Source organism: Alteraurantiacibacter buctensis (genome assembly GCF_009827655.1).
Classification (GTDB): Bacteria; Pseudomonadota; Alphaproteobacteria; order Sphingomonadales; family Sphingomonadaceae; genus Alteraurantiacibacter; species Alteraurantiacibacter buctensis.
The window spans coordinates 674,504-690,470 of record NZ_WTYV01000002.1 but is presented as its reverse complement, the minus strand read 5'-3'; the positions used below and the strand labels follow the sequence as shown (position 1 = coordinate 690,470).

At 63.6% G+C, this 15,967-nt stretch carries 12 protein-coding genes; 3 read left to right on the top strand and 9 right to left on the bottom strand.

Annotated elements, in window-relative coordinates; genetic code table 11:
* Nucleotides 1-78: 78 nt before the first annotated feature.
* Entirely contained in the window at nucleotides 79-840 is a 762-nt protein-coding gene (locus GRI99_RS07865; protein WP_160771464.1) for a hypothetical protein, read from the top strand.
* Nucleotides 841-866: 26 nt separating this feature from the next.
* Here GRI99_RS07865 and GRI99_RS07860 read toward each other — a convergent pair whose 3' ends face one another.
* Nucleotides 867-1,175 carry a hypothetical protein gene (locus tag GRI99_RS07860; protein ID WP_160771463.1) on the bottom strand — a complete coding sequence of 103 codons (309 nt, stop codon included), beginning with the start codon at nucleotides 1,173-1,175 and terminating at the stop codon, nucleotides 867-869.
* Nucleotides 1,176-1,291: 116 nt separating this feature from the next.
* Entirely contained in the window at nucleotides 1,292-2,158 is an 867-nt protein-coding gene (locus tag GRI99_RS07855; RefSeq protein WP_160771462.1) for an HNH endonuclease, read from the bottom strand.
* A 162-nt stretch (nucleotides 2,159-2,320) separates the two neighbouring features.
* Here GRI99_RS07855 and GRI99_RS18975 point away from each other — a divergent pair, with 162 nt between their 5' ends.
* Nucleotides 2,321-3,952 (top strand): AIPR family protein, encoded by a 1,632-nt coding sequence (locus GRI99_RS18975; RefSeq protein WP_202392978.1) that lies wholly within the window; start codon nucleotides 2,321-2,323, stop codon nucleotides 3,950-3,952.
* 29 nt (nucleotides 3,953-3,981) lie between these two features.
* On the opposite strand, the gene lepA is transcribed toward GRI99_RS18975, so the two are convergent.
* The 3 genes from lepA to GRI99_RS07835 all read right to left on the bottom strand — a co-directional run bounded on the left by lepA (nucleotide 3,982) and on the right by GRI99_RS07835 (nucleotide 10,644).
* On the bottom strand, nucleotides 3,982-5,802 hold the full coding sequence (gene lepA, locus GRI99_RS07845; RefSeq protein ID WP_160771460.1) for a translation elongation factor 4: 1,821 nt from the start codon (nucleotides 5,800-5,802) through the stop codon (nucleotides 3,982-3,984).
* Between the two features lie 50 nt (nucleotides 5,803-5,852).
* Complete coding sequence (locus GRI99_RS07840; RefSeq protein ID WP_160771459.1) at nucleotides 5,853-8,024, bottom strand: EAL domain-containing protein; 2,172 nt, start codon at nucleotides 8,022-8,024, stop codon at nucleotides 5,853-5,855.
* A 100-nt stretch (nucleotides 8,025-8,124) separates the two neighbouring features.
* Nucleotides 8,125-10,644 carry an EAL domain-containing protein gene (locus GRI99_RS07835; protein WP_160771458.1) on the bottom strand — a complete coding sequence of 840 codons (2,520 nt, stop codon included), beginning with the start codon at nucleotides 10,642-10,644 and terminating at the stop codon, nucleotides 8,125-8,127.
* 391 nt (nucleotides 10,645-11,035) lie between these two features.
* Here GRI99_RS07835 and GRI99_RS07830 point away from each other — a divergent pair, with 391 nt between their 5' ends.
* Nucleotides 11,036-12,367 (top strand): FAD-dependent oxidoreductase, encoded by a 1,332-nt coding sequence (locus GRI99_RS07830; RefSeq protein WP_160771457.1) that lies wholly within the window; start codon nucleotides 11,036-11,038, stop codon nucleotides 12,365-12,367.
* Here GRI99_RS07830 and GRI99_RS07825 read toward each other — a convergent pair.
* The 4 genes from GRI99_RS07825 to fabD all read right to left on the bottom strand — a co-directional run bounded on the left by GRI99_RS07825 (nucleotide 12,345) and on the right by fabD (nucleotide 15,957).
* Nucleotides 12,345-12,812 carry a hypothetical protein gene (locus GRI99_RS07825; RefSeq protein WP_160771456.1) on the bottom strand — a complete coding sequence of 156 codons (468 nt, stop codon included), beginning with the start codon at nucleotides 12,810-12,812 and terminating at the stop codon, nucleotides 12,345-12,347. The two genes, GRI99_RS07830 and GRI99_RS07825, sit on opposite strands and share 23 nt — an antisense overlap.
* Before the next feature lie 15 nt (nucleotides 12,813-12,827).
* A complete protein-coding gene (dnaN, locus tag GRI99_RS07820) occupies nucleotides 12,828-13,955 on the bottom strand; it encodes a DNA polymerase III subunit beta (protein WP_160771455.1) in 1,128 nt (375 codons plus the stop codon).
* 299 nt (nucleotides 13,956-14,254) lie between these two features.
* Entirely contained in the window at nucleotides 14,255-15,019 is a 765-nt protein-coding gene (gene fabG / locus GRI99_RS07815; RefSeq protein ID WP_160771686.1) for a 3-oxoacyl-[acyl-carrier-protein] reductase, read from the bottom strand.
* Nucleotides 15,019-15,957 carry an ACP S-malonyltransferase gene (fabD, locus tag GRI99_RS07810; protein ID WP_160771454.1) on the bottom strand — a complete coding sequence of 313 codons (939 nt, stop codon included), beginning with the start codon at nucleotides 15,955-15,957 and terminating at the stop codon, nucleotides 15,019-15,021. The genes fabG and fabD overlap by 1 nt, the downstream gene beginning before the upstream one ends.
* Nucleotides 15,958-15,967 lie beyond the last annotated feature (10 nt).

Below are 15,967 nucleotides of genomic sequence, written 5' to 3'. Positions count from 1 at the left end.
GCAGGCAAAACCGCTTTCCTACAGCCCCGCAGGCGCGCCACCCCTGTCCGCACAGCACCCTGCCACAGGACCACCCGCATGACCGACCAGACCCTTCCCGCCGTCCTCCCCGCATTCGACCCCGTGCCCCGCGCCAAGCACCGCTCCAACGGCTGGACCGCGCAGGTGCAGCGCGATTTCATCGAGGCGCTGGCAGAGACCGGCAGCGTCAAGGCCGCCTGCCGCCGCGTGGGCCGGGCCGACCACGGCGCCTACATGCTGCGCCGCCACCCGGAAGCCGCCGCCTTCCGCGCCGCGTGGGATGCCGCGCTGGACATCGGCATGCGCCGGATCGAGGACGTGGCGATGGACCGCGCGCTGAACGGGGTGGAGGTGCCGGTCTATTCCTATGGCAAGCTGGTGGGCACGCGCACCGTGTATAACGACCGGCTGCTGATGTTCATGCTGAGGAACCGCGCGCCCGATCGGTTCACCGGCGGCAAGCCCAAGGCGCTGAGCGCCACCGATGCAGCCGAGCTGAAGCGCCTGAAGGCCCAGTGGCGCGAGGAGTGGGAGCGCGAGGCCGCCATCCGCGCGGCGGCAGAATACGACGAGACCGGCGCGGCCACGGTGGAATACCTGGCCGAGCTGCACCGCCGCTGGTTCACCACCCTTGGCCCGCAGGCCCGCGCCGCCTATGCCGCGTTCCGCGAGGCCGAGACAGCCGACCGCATGGCCCGCCACTCAGGCCCGTGGGACGAAGCCGACCATGCCCTGGCGCAGGAAGACTATGCCCGCTGGTTCACGCCGGACAAGCGGGCGAAGGTGTGGCAGATCATCGACATGGTGTTCGGCGACTGAGCCGCCCGTCGATCAGCCCCCCGCACTCAGCCCTTGCGTGCCTTGCGCGCGGCGTACTTCTCGTCCCGCGCCTGCTTCAGCTCCGCCTCGGTGGGCGCGGCCTTCACGGGCACGGCAGCGGCCGCCGCCTTGTCGGCCTTGGCCTGGGCAATGGCCGCCTTGCGCGCGGCGCTCTTCTCGGCGCGAGCGGCTTCCTTGGCCTCCTGCGCCGCCTTGCGCCGGGCCACCTCCGCCTCGTCCACCGGAGCGCGGTTGGCGAGCATCTGCAACGCCTTCTCCCGCGCCGCCTGCGAGCGGGCTGCGCGATCTTCGAAACTGTCCTTGAATCCTGCCATGATGGGAGTCGGTCACTTTATTGTCTGATGGGCGCGGGCGTGGAGGCGCGCGCCGGATGGGGGGATGCGGGGCGCTTAGCGCAAGTTGGGGCGGGTGTCTGTAGGGGTGGTGGGGATCAGTGTTTGAAGCAGTTGTCCCGATGCCACCTCAGGAACTCAGGATGAGGCCTATCGCCCTCGCGCGGCGGCACCAAGGCTTTTCCCGAACGGTTGATGATGCCCGCCACGCTGGCAGGGTCATTCACGTGACGCGAAACCATGATGTCCAGATCGTCGCTAAGCCCGATCAATCCCCGGTCGAACATCCAGTGCGCCGTGCCTGAGAGCGCCAAACCATTGCGAATGCTGTCTGGCCCTCCCCGCTCCACGGGGCGGATATGCGCCGCCTCTGCCTCCAGACGACCGCCACCATTGACCAGCCGCCAACCGGTGACTGCGCAGCGCCCATCATAGGCGTGCAGCACGGCGCGGCGAAAGGCACGGTCCCGGAACGGGCGATTGAGCAGAGTTTGGACAATGGGCCGCTCGATCTCGAACGGCATTTGCGGGTCTCGGACCCGTAGCTCCCCCTCGAGTTCGCCAACGCGCGGCAGGGTATCGTCTTCGGGCAGGCCTAGGCCGATAATGCGCGAGAAATCCGATGCCGAGAGAGGCCGCACTGCCGCCTGCGCGTTCGCCAAATCTCTCTCAACTGGTTGGCCATCAACGATGTGCGGAACGGTAGGCGAGAATGGCAGATAGCTGCCTTCCTGAATGATCGCCCGGTAGCGATCCGACACGGCTGGATCGGGGATGATCCGTTCCACCTTCGCCACGGCGAAGAAGCCTTTGGACTGCGGCAGCTTTACCGGCTCTCGGTATACGATCCAATCGCCGACCATTTGCTTGGCTCGGCTGAGATAGCTCTTCGGAAACTGGTAATGCACTTCGGGAATGTCGTCGTAGATCGACCCGTCCTTATGCATGAATACGCCGAATGTCATTTCGCATCCGATAGAGGTTCTCGCCGGATCGTTCGGCGCTGGAGGAACTACGTAGACTCAATGCACTATTAATGTCTACACCTCGCCCGCTCTCATAGACTTAGTTGCGGAGACCTTAGAGTGACGATCTCGAGGCTAGAATGGGATATAGTCGACTCCCGAGTGAAAGCGATCGAAGAAAGGCGCAGCACGCCAAATAAGTCATGGGCTTTCCTCTGGCTAATCCTAGACCAATTTTTTCCAAGTTCGGAAGAAGATCGCATTGAAACCATTACCGATGGAAAAAATGATCGGGGTGTGGATGCGATACACATTATAGAAAAGGAAGATTCTGCCGAGGTTTACATATTTCAAGCGAAATACAGAGATACACACTCCTCTTCGAAAAGAACCATAAATGACAATGAAGCGCTAAAGATCTGCGCCTTTCTTAATGATCTATTTGACCGCTCGGCGGACCTCGCTGCGGGAGCAAATTTTCTGACCAGTCAAAAAATCCGCCAAATTTGGTCTCTCCACGAGAAAGGTTTGTTTTGCCGTTACAAGATTGTGTTTTGTTCAAACGATGAAGGGTTGTCGAGCTCTGCAACATCAATCTTAGACGGGTATTGCGATAGACATGAACAAATCTCCTACATCCACTACGGCGCGGAACAGCTCGTGGCGGATTTGGGCGCAGGGCAAAAGCGCAGCGAAAAGGGGCAACTTCAAGTCTTAGGGAAAGAACTTTTCGAGCGGACAGACGGAAACGTGAGGGGTGTGATTGCGTCAGTTGACCCATATTCCTTTATTGAGATGATTGCTAGCTCAGACAAAAAATCCGTAAAACGATACCTATTTGATGACAACCTTCGAATCTTTCTTGGACAAAGCGGTGGCTATAACGCTGACATCATTGCAACCGCAACATCATCAAAGAGTTATCTTTTTTGGTACTTAAATAACGGAATTACGATAATTTGTAACTCTTACACGTATAATAAAGGGCACGCAAATCCTGTGATAAATTTGGAGGACTTCCAAATTGTCAATGGCGCACAGACGTCACACTCTCTGATGGAAGCTTATCGCTTCGACCCGGAATCACTTCAAAATGTTGTGCTGCTAGTCCGCATATATGCAACAAGCGAGAAGGATATTGTCGAGAGCGTGGCAGTCGCCACCAACAGTCAAGCTAAGATCCAAAATCGAGATTTGCGTTCGAACACGGAAGTTCTCAAAAAGCTAGAACTGGCACTCAGTGATCACGGCCTATTTTTCGAACGAAAAAGGAATATGCACGCAGACAAAGCGGCAGATTCTCGTGTTGACGCGCTTAAATTGGGTCAGATGATTCTATCATATTATCTAAACGAGCCTGAACGCGCACGTAGTGAATCAGATTCCATATTTGGAATTCGATTTAATCAGATTTTTCACGAATCCTACGACATATCGCAACTAGTTAGACTAATAAATCTATATCAAAAGATTGAAGAACTCAGAGATAGGTATAGCGCCGACTTTTCGGGGCATATTGAAAGCGGTGGGTCTTACCAATATCTCATATACGGCCATTGGTTCGTTCTATTTACGATAAAGATGCTTCTCGCCAAGCGAGGTTTGCCGATTCCGGATCGGGATGCAATGCAGCCGCTGATCGATGAGGCTGTGGAAGTTGTTTCCAAAGCCTGCAGTCAACAGAAATCCGTGGCTCATTATCAAATGTTTCGGAGCCCAAAGACGAAACACAAAATCCTAGATGAGCTTAGCGGAAAGCAAATGGAACTATTCACGATTTTGGCAGCCGACTGACCGGCCTCCAGCTTCCTTAGCGCCTCCGCTCACTCCTCCCCCATCCGCAGCGCTGCGATAAACGCCTCCTGCGGAATGCTCACGTTCCCATACTCCCGCATCCGCGCCTTGCCCTTTTTCTGCTTCTCCAGCAGCTTCTTCTTGCGGGTGATGTCGCCGCCATAGCACTTGGCGGTCACGTCCTTGCGCAGGGCGGCTATGGTTTCGCGGGCGATCACCTTGCCGCCGATGGCGGCCTGGATCGGGATCTTGAACAGGTGGCGGGGGATCAGGTCCTTCAGCCGTTCGCACATGCCGCGCCCGCGGTCTTCCGCCACGCCGCGGTGGACGATCATCGACAGGGCGTCCACCGGCTCGTTGTTGACCAGGATGTTCATCTTGACGAGGTCGCCCTCGCGCAGGCCGATCTGCTCGTAATCGAAGCTGGCATAGCCGCGGCTGATGCTTTTCAGCCGGTCATAGAAATCGAACACCACCTCGTTCAGCGGCAGCTCGTAGGTCACCTGCGCGCGGCCGCCCACGTATGTCAGGTTGGTCTGGATGCCGCGCCGGTCCTGGCACAGCTTGAGGATGGAGCCGAGGTATTCATCGGGCGTGTAGATCACCGCCTTGATCCACGGCTCCTCGATCGTGTCGATCCGGTTGGGATCCGGATAGTCGGCCGGGTTGTGCAGGTAGATCTCGCGCGCGTCATCCGTCTTGCTGGCGGAAAGCTGGATGCGATAGACCACGGACGGGGCCGTGGTGATCAGGTCCAGGTCATACTCGCGGCTCAGGCGTTCCTGGATGATTTCCAGGTGCAGCAGGCCCAGGAAGCCGCAGCGGAAGCCGAAGCCCAGCGCGGCGCTGCTCTCCATTTCATAGCTGAAGCTGGCATCGTTGAGGCGCAGCTTGGCAATGCTTTCGCGCAGCTTCTCGAAATCGGCCGCGTCCACCGGGAACAGGCCGCAGAACACCACCGGCTGCACTTCCTTGTAGCCGGGCAGCGCCTGGGTGGCGCCGTTCTTCACCGTGGTGATGGTGTCACCCACGCGGGCCTGCTCCACCTCCTTGATCTGGGCGGTGATGAAGCCGATCTCGCCCGGGCCGATGTCGGCCAGGTCGGTGCGCTTTGGGGTGAAGCAGCCCACGCGGTCCACCAGGTGCTCGGTGCCGCCCTGCATGAACTTGACCTGGAGGCCCTTTTTGATGACCCCGTCGAGCACGCGAACGAGGATGACCACGCCCAGGTAGGGATCGTACCAGCTGTCGACCAGCATGGCCTTCAGCGGGGCCTTGGCATCGCCCTTGGGCGGCGGGATGCGCTGGACCACGGCTTCCAGCACGTCGGCAATGCCGATGCCGGACTTGGCGGATGTGAGCACGGCGTTGCTGGCATCCAGGCCGATGATGTCCTCGATCTCGGCCTTGACCTTTTCGGGCTCGGCGGCGGGCAGGTCGATCTTGTTGATCACGGGGACGATTTCGTGGTCGTGCTCGATCGACTGGTAGACGTTGGCGAGGGTTTGCGCTTCCACCCCCTGCGCGGCATCGACGACCAGCAGCGCGCCCTCGCAGGCGGCCAGGCTGCGGCTGACCTCGTAGGCGAAGTCGACGTGGCCGGGGGTGTCCATGAGGTTGAGTTCGTAGGTCTTGCCGTCCTTCGCCGTGTAGTTGAGGCGGACGGTCTGGGCCTTGATGGTGATCCCGCGTTCGCGCTCAATGTCCATGTTATCAAGGACTTGCTCGCTCATCTCGCGGTCGGTCAGGCCGCCGGTGGCCTGGATCAGCCGGTCCGCCAGGGTGGACTTGCCATGGTCGATATGGGCGATGATGCTGAAGTTGCGGATCAGGGACAGGTCAGTAGACATGGCCCGCCTCTAGCGGGGTCCGGCCGCCCTGTCAGCAGCGTTGAAAGGCCCTAGGCCGCGCGGGATGATGTGGCGGACAGGTCGACCTGGATGAACCGCCGCCTGCCCTGCCCCATGCCCTCGGCAATGCCGCCCGCTGCCTGACCGAAGCCGGCTGCCGCCATCTGCTGCGGGGAGACACGATGGCGGGTGCACAGGCCGTTGGCACCGTCGCTGATCAGGGGTGTCTCGAACTCGACACCCTGGGTAGCATCCTGGCTGCGCCGCACGGTTGCCACGGCCAGCTGTCCGCCGCCCAGGTCGAGCACCAGGTCGGTGCCCACCGGCACATCGAGCAATCCCTCGATCAGGGCCCCGGTGCGCGAGAGGTTTCGCAGGGTGGCCTCGTAGCGGTCGTTCTCGTGATAGACCCCGATCCGCAGCAGCACGGTGCGCCGCTCGGCACGGTGGTGTTCGGGCCCCACCGGCTGAAAGACGAAGTCGCCCCCCTCCAGCTTTTCCAGCACCACCTCCTGCGGCACGGGCCGGGAATAGATGAAGCCCTGGATGTAGGTGGCACCCTGCTGCAGAACGGTGGACAGTTCGTCCATCGCCTCAACCCCGGCGGCGGTGGTCTCCATATCCAGCGCCTTCGCCAGGCTGACGATCGCCGAGATGATCGCCGCGTTGGACGAATCCACCCGCGTGCAGCCGCGCACAAACCCCTGGTCGATCTTGATCTTCTCGAACGGCGCCCGCCGCAGGAAGGCAAGCGATGAGTAGCCCTTGCCGAAATCGTCCAGCGTCAGCCGCACACCGCGCTTGGCGAGACGGGCGAAGATCTTGTCCACCTGGCTGCTCTCGCCCATGAACACGCCCTCGCTCACCTCCAGCTCCAGCCGGTTGGCGCGCAGGCCGCTGGCTTCCAATGCCTCCTCCACGGCCGGCACCAGCATGCCGGAGAAGAACAGCTGCGGAGTGACATTGACCGTTACCCGCAAGTCACCCGGCCAGGCGGCGGCTTCCTGACAGGCGCGGCGCAGGCTCCATTCGCCCAGGCGCGCGGTGAGGTTCAGCTCCTCGGCGATGGGCACGAATGTGGCCGGGCTGATGGCACCGAGCTGCGGATGCTCCCAGCGCAGCAGCGCCTCGAAGGCGACGACGGTGTTGTCGCTGCCGCGCACGATCGGCTGGTAGCTCATGGCGAGCTGGTCGTTGGCCAGGGCCCCGCGCAGCTCCTCGCCGATCTCGCGCTGGCGCTGGGCGGCATTGGCCAGGTCGCTGGCGAAGAAGCGGTACTGCCCGCGCCCGCCGCCCTTGGACGCATAGAGCGCCAGGTCGGCATTCTTGACCAGGTCGGCCGGGGTCTCGCCGTCGTAAGGCGATATGGCAATGCCCACCGAAGCGCCGATCACCGCGCGGTCCCCATGCAGGTCATAGGGCTGCGAGAGCATCTGGATGATCTTCTTGGCGAGATCGCCCAGCAGGCCGCGATCGTCCATGTCGGGGATGATCACCTGGAACTCGTCACCGCCCAGCCGGCCGATCTCCGCCGGCGAGACGAGGATACCGCGCAGCCGCTGGGCCACCTGGCGCAGCAGCTCGTCTCCCGCCGGGTGACCCAGCCGGTCATTGACCGCCTTGAACTTGTCGAGATCGAGCATGATCAGCGCACAGCTTCGGCGGCTGACCCTGAAGGCCGAAAGGATCGATTCCAGCCGTGTCTGCATCCGGTGGCGGTTGGCCAGGCCCGTCAGGTCGTCAAACTGTGCCAGGCGGGTCTGGTCGAGCTGGCGCTGGAACTGGCTGGAGATATCCTTGGCGCTGCCCCGAAAGCCGCAGAACTGGTGGTCCTGGTCGAAGTAGGGACGGCCGGTCAGCGACCACCATTCCTGCGTGCCGCCGACCAGCAGCTTCGCCACCTGGTCCTGGATCTTCGTATGGGACGAGAGGAAGAAATTAAGCGGCCGCTCGCCCGAGGAAACACCATCCTCGGCCACCGTCTCCAGCAGGTCCGTCAACGGACAGCCCAGGATCTGGAAGTCCTCGCCGAACCGCTCTGCGGCGTTGGGTGAAAGATAGTTAACCCGGCCCTCCGCATCGGTGGACCAGAACCAGGCCAGATCACTGCTCTCGAAAGCGTCGAGCATGGCCAAGCGCTCGCCGTTGCCGATCACGGCTACGGCCCCGTTGCCAGCGGTCGCGCTCTCTTTGTCGCGCCGCTTCAGGAATATGTCGCGCATCGCCATTGATGCCAAACCCCAAGTGCGCGGTTGCGGCAACCGCGATGATCGGGCCTTTCTAAAGGATCAGGCTTAACGAACGGTTTCGCGGGCGCTTGCGCTAGCCGGCCTTGCGCGCGGGATCGGCGGCCACCGGCTTGACCGGCGGCCCCTGCACCCCGATCAGCCGGCCGCTTTCATCACGGCGCAGCGGATTGGCAAATTCCACACCGATCTTCTCGTCAAGGCTCCAGCGCGTGGTGCAGCCGATGGCGAAGCCCTGCGAGAGCTGGACCGAGAACACCGTTCCGACCGGCACGTTCCAGAGCCCTTCGATCATGGCCCCGGTGGTGGAGATGTTGCGGATGGTGCCATCGTAGAAGTGGCCGCCGTGCTCCAGCACCACCTTGCGCAGCATGGTCTGGCGCGGTGCGCGCGAAGCTCGCGGACCACGGGCCACGGCCATCAGCCCCGATGCCAGGCGGCTCTTGGCGGTGGCGGCATCCAGCGGGCGGTCGTAAATGAATCCCTGTACGTGACTGCAGCCGTGCAGGCGAACCAGGTCCAGCTCGTCCATCGTCTCCACGCCCTCGGCCGTGGTTTCCATGCCCAGTGCATGCGCCAGACTGGTGATCGAGGCGATGATGGCACCATTACGGCTGCCTTCCTGGGTGGCGCCGCGCACGAAGCTCTGGTCGATCTTGATCTTGTCGAACGGCGCGGTCTTCAGATAGCCGAGCGAGGAATAGCCGGTGCCGAAATCGTCCAGCGCCAGGCGCACGCCCACCCGCTTCAGCGCCTTGAACATGGCATCCGTGCCGGCATCGTCAGACAGGAACACGCTCTCGGTAATCTCCAGTTCGAGCTGGTCGGGCTGGATGCCGGACTGGGCGATGGCATGGGTGACGATCGCCGGCAGTTGCGGATTGGAAAATTGCAGCGGTGACACGTTGACCGCCACCCGCACGCTGGCGGGCATATCGGCCAAGTCGTTGCAGGCGGTGCGCAGGGCCCACTCGCCAAGCTGGGCGATAATCCCGGTATCCTCGGCAATGCCGATGAAGCGATCGGGCGGCACCCAGCCCTTTACCGGATGGTGCCAGCGCATCAGCGCCTCGAAGCCGGTGATCTCCTCGGTCGCGGTGGAGACGATGGGCTGGTAGAACAGTTGCAGATCACCCTTGGTGATGGCGTCGCGCAGTTCCTCTTCCATCTGCGCGCGGGCCTCGGCCTCGGCGTGCAGGTCCTGCGCGTAGAAGTGGAAGCGCCCGCGCCCGCCATCCTTGGCGGCATAGAGCGCCAGGTCGGCATTGCGCACCAGGTCATCGGCATTGTTGCCGTTGTCGGGCGCGATGGCGATGCCCACCGACGCTCCGATCATCACCCGCTGGCCCTCGATCGCATAGGGCTGCGACAGCGCGTGGATCACCGCACCGGCCAGTTCACTCAGCATCTGCTGCTTGTGCTTGCCAGGAATGACCACCTTGAACTCGTCGCCACCAAGGCGGCCCACCTGGCCCACCTTGCCCACGGTGCGCTCCAGCCGCTGCGCCACCTGTTTCAACAGCGCGTCGCCCGCCGGGTGACCCATGGTATCGTTGACGTGCTTGAACCGGTCGAGATCGAGCAGGAACACCGCGCAATCACGCTTGTCGGCCTGCGGGGCGCTGAGCAGCTTTTCCAGCACACGGCTGATCTGGCGGCGGTTGGCAAGGCCGGTGAGCGAATCGAAATTGGCCAGGCGGGATACTTCCTCCTGGCTGCGCTTGCGTTCGGTCAGGTCGGTGCCAGAGCCGCGAAAGCCCACGAAATTGTCGTAGCTGTCGAAGATCGGCCGGCCGCTGATCGACCACCAGAGGTCATCACCCTCGATTGCCGCCCGCACGGCCAGTTCCTTGAAGGCCGAGCGGGTGGAGAGGTGGAACATCAGCGTCCGCTCGCTGTTCTCGTCGGTCTGCGCCAGGTCGAAGAGTTGCACCAGCGGGCGGCCCACCATGGCATCGGCAGTGCGGCCCAGCAGGCGCGCCACCGTCTCCGAGACATAGGTAAGCTGCGAGCGGCGATCGGTCTCCCAGAACCAGCCCTGCCCGGTGTCCTCGTAATCCGAAAGGATGTCGCGGGCACGGCTCTGGGCGCGTTCCTGGGCGGCGCGCAGTTGCTCCTCGCGGGTTTGCTCGGCCTGCTCGTTCCGGCCGATGGAGAAGGCGATGGCGCCGGCAAAGACCAGCGAGCCAATGCTGAGGAAGCTCGGTTCCATCAGCGTCAGGCTGGCCCACAATGCCCATTGTGTCGCCACGATCAGGCCGGGGCGGGATCGCAGGCTGACGGCAGCTACCGCGCCCAGCGTAACGCGCATGGCCAGGCCCACGATCAGGTCCATGCCTTCCTGAACCCACAGCGATGTGGCCGCGCCGAACAGCAGCATGGGCAGACCCAGCAGCACCAGCTCGCCCGGGGTGCGCCAGGTCGGCTTCTCCTGCACGATCCATGGGTGAACCACCGGAACCAGCGCCGAAAGGCCAAGTGCCAGCAGGAACAGGCTGACGGTCATCAACCCGGGCAGGACCATCGTGGCGAGGCCGCCCACCAGGGCCACCAGGGCCATGGTGACCGTGGCCAGGTACCAGCGCAGCGGTTGCATGCTGGCCTGCAGCAGGTCTGCATCCAGTGGAGCAAAGACGCGGGTGGCAGACTGTTCGCGGCGGGATCTTACGCGCCGGTCGGCGACTTCCTCGGCAGGCAGGGGTGGCGCGGCAACATGGACGGCAGGCCGGGCAACAGGCTGGGGCGTCGCCGCAGGCGGCGCGGACCCAGCATCGTACGCCGCGGACGCATCGCGCGAAACCTGTGGCTGCCTTGCTCGCTCCATGCAGCCGCAATGCAGCATGCGGCTTTGAAAAACGGTTAACCCGCAAGGGGAAAACCTGCGCGATTCTACGTGGGGCGCGCAAGATTGCGGCTGCCTTGTGACAATCGCTTGAGCAGCCGGTCAGGCGCGCTACACTCGCGCCTCGGGAGACGGAGGCAGCGCCATGGCGGTCCGGCATATTGCAATTATCGGTTCGGGTCCGGCGGGTTACTATACCGCCGAGGCCGCGCAGAAGGCCTTGGGAGGGGATGTCCGGGTGGACATTTTCGACTGTCTGCCAGTGCCTTACGGGCTGATCCGCAGCGGCGTGGCGCCCGATCACCAATCGATCAAGGGGGTGGCCAAACGGTACGAAAAAGTCGCGCTGACCGACAACGTGCGCTTCGTGGGCAACGTGATGGTGGGGCGCGACATTTCCGTGGCCGAGCTGGGCGAGCTTTATGATGCCGTGGTCCTGGCCACCGGCGCTCCGAAAGACCGCGAACTGGGGATTCCCGGGCAGGACCTTTCCAACGTGTTCGGCTCGGCTGCCTTCGTGGGCTGGTACAACGGGCATCCACAGTTCGCCGCGCTTGACCCTGACCTGTCGGGCGGCACCGCCGTGGTTATCGGCATGGGCAACGTGGCGCTGGACGTGGCACGCATCCTGTCAAAGACCCCGGCGGAATTCGCCGGCAGCGACATCGTGGCCCACGCGCTGGACCTGCTGGCGGGATCGAAGCTGGAACGCATCGTGCTGCTGGGCCGGCGCGGGCCGCACCAGATCATGATGACGCCAAAGGAACTGGGCGAGCTGGGCGAGCTGGAACGCGCCGCCCCGCACGTCGCGCGCGGTGACCTGCCGCCGGAAGCGGAGGACGCGCTGCTGGAGCCGGGCCTGCGGAAAAGCGTGACCCTGCTGCGCCAGTTCGCCGCCGTGCCGGAGCACATCCGCGCCGAAAAGCCGGTGGCCATCGAGTTTGCCTTCTGCGCCCAGCCGGTGGAGCTGGTGGGCAATGGCGGCAAGGTTACCGGCGTGGTGATCGAGGAGACCGAGGTGATCAAGGGCAAGGCCGTGCCCACAGGACGGCGCGCAACCCTGCCGGCCGATCTCGTAGTGGCCTGCATCGGCTATCGCAGCGTCGAGATCCCCGGGGTGCCGTTCGAGGAACGCGCCGGCCGCTTCGCCAACGATGAAGGGCGCATCCTGCCCGGCCTCTATTGCGTCGGCTGGGCGCGGCGCGGCCCGTCCGGCACCATCGGCACCAACCGGCCCGATGGCTATTCGGTGATCGACAAGGTGGTCGAGGACATTGCCTCGGGCGTACTGGGACCGGGTGGCAAGAAAGGTCGCCAGGGCTTTGATACCATTGCCGAACAGCGCAGCCTGCACGTGGTCACCTTTCGCGACTGGAAGAAGATCGAGGAGGCCGAGGAGAAGGCTGCGCGGGATGGCGCCCCGCGCGAGAAATTCGTCGATGTAGCGGCGATGATCAGGGCGAAGGGGGAAGCTTGAGCTTACCTTGGCTGGCTTCCGCCAGCTTGACGGCGAGACGGGGTATGATCGTCAGGCGACCGATTTCAGGATGGCCAAAACCAAGGCGTATCTGCGGCCAGAACAGCACCTTGCGGTGAGCCGCTTCGATCTCGCTCCACGGCACCAGGATTGGCGGCGAAAAGGGCCTGAAAAGCTTCCAGACGCTGACCCGCAAGCCCGCATGGGCAACATCAAGCGTAAGACAATTGCCGAAATTTACGCCGAAAAACTCCGGTAACGTCGTACCCATCCCACCCGAGCACATGCGAAACCGTTTAACCGCGGTCTCCTGCCTGTCGGGAAAGCGATCAGCGAGAGCCGGCCAGTCGGCCAGCGCCAAGAGCAAGGTCGTCACAAGCAGCCAGAAGGCTAAAAACCCGATCAGGAACAGCGGGACGATCCACAAGGGTGCGGACTGCTCCACGCTCCGCCCCCCGCGTCACACCCGCATCGGCATCAGCACATACAACGCCGGGCTCTTCTCGTCTTTGCGGATCAGCGTGGGCGCACCGGCGTCGGCCAGGTGCAGTTCCACCGTATCGCTGTCGATCTGGGCCAGGATGTCCTTCAGGTAACCGGCGTTGAAGCCGATTTCCATCGGGTCGCTGCGATAGTCGGCGGCCAGCTCTTCGGATGCGTTGCCGTTGTCCGGGCTGGTGACCGAGATCGTCACCTTGTCCGGCTCCAGCGCCATCTTGACCGCGCGGGTCTTCTCGGTGGCGATGGTGGCCACGCGGTCGACCCCGGCGAAGAAGCTCTTGGGATCGAGCTTCAGCAGCTTGTCGTTCCCCGTGGGAATCACGCGGCTGTAATCGGGGAAAGTGCCGTCGATCAGCTTGGAGGTGAGCACCACCCCGCCCTCGCCACCCAGGGTGAAGCGGATCTTCGAAGGGCTCAGATCGACCAGCACGTTGGTATCGAGCGATTCTTCCAGCAGCTTGCGCAGTTCGGCCACGCACTTGCGCGGCACGATCACGTCCGGCATGCCTTCCGCCCCGGCGGGCCGCGTCACGGTGAAGCGCGCCAGGCGATGGCCATCGGTGGCAGCGGCCTTCAGCACGCCGCCGTTCTCCTCCGCCACGTGCAGGAAGATGCCGTTGAGATAATAGCGCGTCTCCTCGGTGGAGATGGCGAAGCGGGTGCGGTCGATCAGCTCGGCCAGGGTGGTGGCGGGCAACTCGAAGCTGGTCGGCAGGTCACCTTCCACGATTACCGGGAAATCATCGCGCGGCAGGGTGGGCAGCTGGAACCGGCTGCGGTTGGCCTTCACCACCATGCGGTTGTCCGCCGTCTCCAGGCTGACTTCCGCCCCATCGGGCAGCTTGCGGGCAATGTCGAACAGCAGGTGGGCGGAAACGGTGATCGATCCGGCGCTGTCCACCCGGTTGGCGGCCAGGCTTTCCACCACTTGCAGGTCCAGGTCAGTCGCCATGATCTTGACCAGGCCATCGCTGGATGCCTCGATCAGCACGTTGGACAGGATCGGGATGGTGTTGCGCCGCTCCACCACGCTTTGCACGTGGCTCAGGCAGCGGAGCAGTTTTGCCCGTTCGATGGTGGCCTTCATCGCCTTCAAACCCCTGATCTCGCGCGCCTGTAGCCGTGATCCTGACCGGTATTGGCCGGAATCGCCCACAGGCGCCGGAAAATGACCGTTACAGTCTTAACCGGGGTGCCAGAGGGGGCAAGCACCGCTTGGGAAATCTGGCCCGCAAAGGGCGATTCCTTGGGGATAAAGCTGCACAAATCCCGCAACTAAGCGCCAACGGCGACGCACCCGCCGCAAGGCCGACCGGCCGCCCGCAGGTGCCGCGAAGCGAAGCGGAGTAAACAGCACCGAGGACGAACGCCCGGATGGGCGTTCGTTCAGCTAATCATCGCCATCCCGCCGTTCACGTGCAGCGTCTGCCCGGTGACATAGCCCGCCTCGCGGCTGGCGAGATAGGCCGCGGCCGCCCCGATATCATCGCCCTCGCCCATGCGGGCCATGGGGATGCGGCCGTTGATGGCGGCCTTCTGGTCATCGGTCAGCACCTCGGTCATCGGGGTGCGGATGAAGCCGGGAGCTACGCAGTTGGCGGTGATGCCGCGGCTGGCCACTTCCTGCGCCAGGCTCTTGGTCATGCCGGTAATTCCCGCCTTGGCCGCGCAATAGTTCATCTGCCCCGGGTTGCCGGTGGCCCCCACCACGGACGTGATGGTGATGATGCGGCCAAAGCGCGCCTTCATCATCGGCCGGGTAACCGCGCGCATCAGCCGGAAGGTCGATTCCAGGTTGATGCGGATCACCGCGTCCCATTCCTCGTCCTTCATGCGCATGGCCAGGTTGTCGCGGGTGATGCCGGCGTTGTTCACCAGGATGTCGATCTTGCCCAGCGTGTCGAGCGCGGCGGGCACCAGTTCCTCCACCTGGGTGGTGTTGCTGAGATCGCAGGTTATCTCGACATGCCCGTCATGGTCGTGGTGGGCGAAGCTTTCGTTCAGCTCGTCACGAAAGGCGCGCAGCTTGGCCCCGTTGGAGCCGGACAGGGCCACGCGAGCGCCCTGCGCCGCCAGCGCGCGGCTGATGGCAGAACCGATCCCGCCCGCTGCGCCGGTGACCAGGGCATTCATTCCGGTAAGGTCGAACATCATGCAATCTCCTTCGCCAGCGCCTCGATCTCGGCCATCGATACCAGGCTGTCCTGCGTGCTGTCGGGCACGATCTTGCGGATCATCGGGCCCACCACCTTGCCGCCAAGCTCCACGAAACGGGTGATCCCGGCCTCGCCCATGGCGGCCATGCTCTCGCGCCAGCGGACGCGGCCGGTTACCTGCTTTACCAGCAGGTCCAGTTCCTCAGCCGGATCGCTCACCAGCGCGGCGGTGAAGTTTGCATAGACCGGCAGCAGCAGGCCCTTCGGCGGGCACTTGGCCAGCGCCTCGGCCATTGCATCGGCAGCAGGCTGCATCAGGCTGCAGTGGAACGGAGCGGAGACCGGCAGCGGCACGGCGCGCTTGCAGCCATACTCCTTGGCCAGGTCCACCGCGCGGGCAATGGCCCCGGCATGGCCCGAGAGGACCACCTGGCCCGGATCGTTATCATTGGCGACTTCGCACACTTCCCCTTGCGCGGCGGCATCGGCCAGGGCCTGCGCCTTTTCCAGGTCGGCCCCCAGCAGCGCGCACATGCCGCCCACGCCCACCGGCACGGCGGCCTGCATGGCATCGCCGCGAACGCGCAGCAGGCGGGCGGCATCGGCCAGCCCGAAGGCTCCCACGGCGGTCAGTGCTGAGTATTCGCCCAGCGAGTGACCGGCCACCGCCTCACCCACCTGCGCCAGCTTTACGCCAAAGTCCTGCTCCAGCACGCGGGCGACCGCGATGGAATGCGCCATGATCGCCGGCTGGGCATTGGCGGTGCGCGTCAGCTCGTCCTCCGGCCCTTCGGCCATCAGGGCGAACAGCTTCTGGCCCAGCGCCTCGTCCACTTCTTCGAACACTTCGCGGGCGGCGGCGCTGGCTGCGGCCAGGTCCACGCCCATGCCCACCTTCTGGCTGCCCTGACCGGGGAAAACGAATGCGATCATTGCGCGGGGG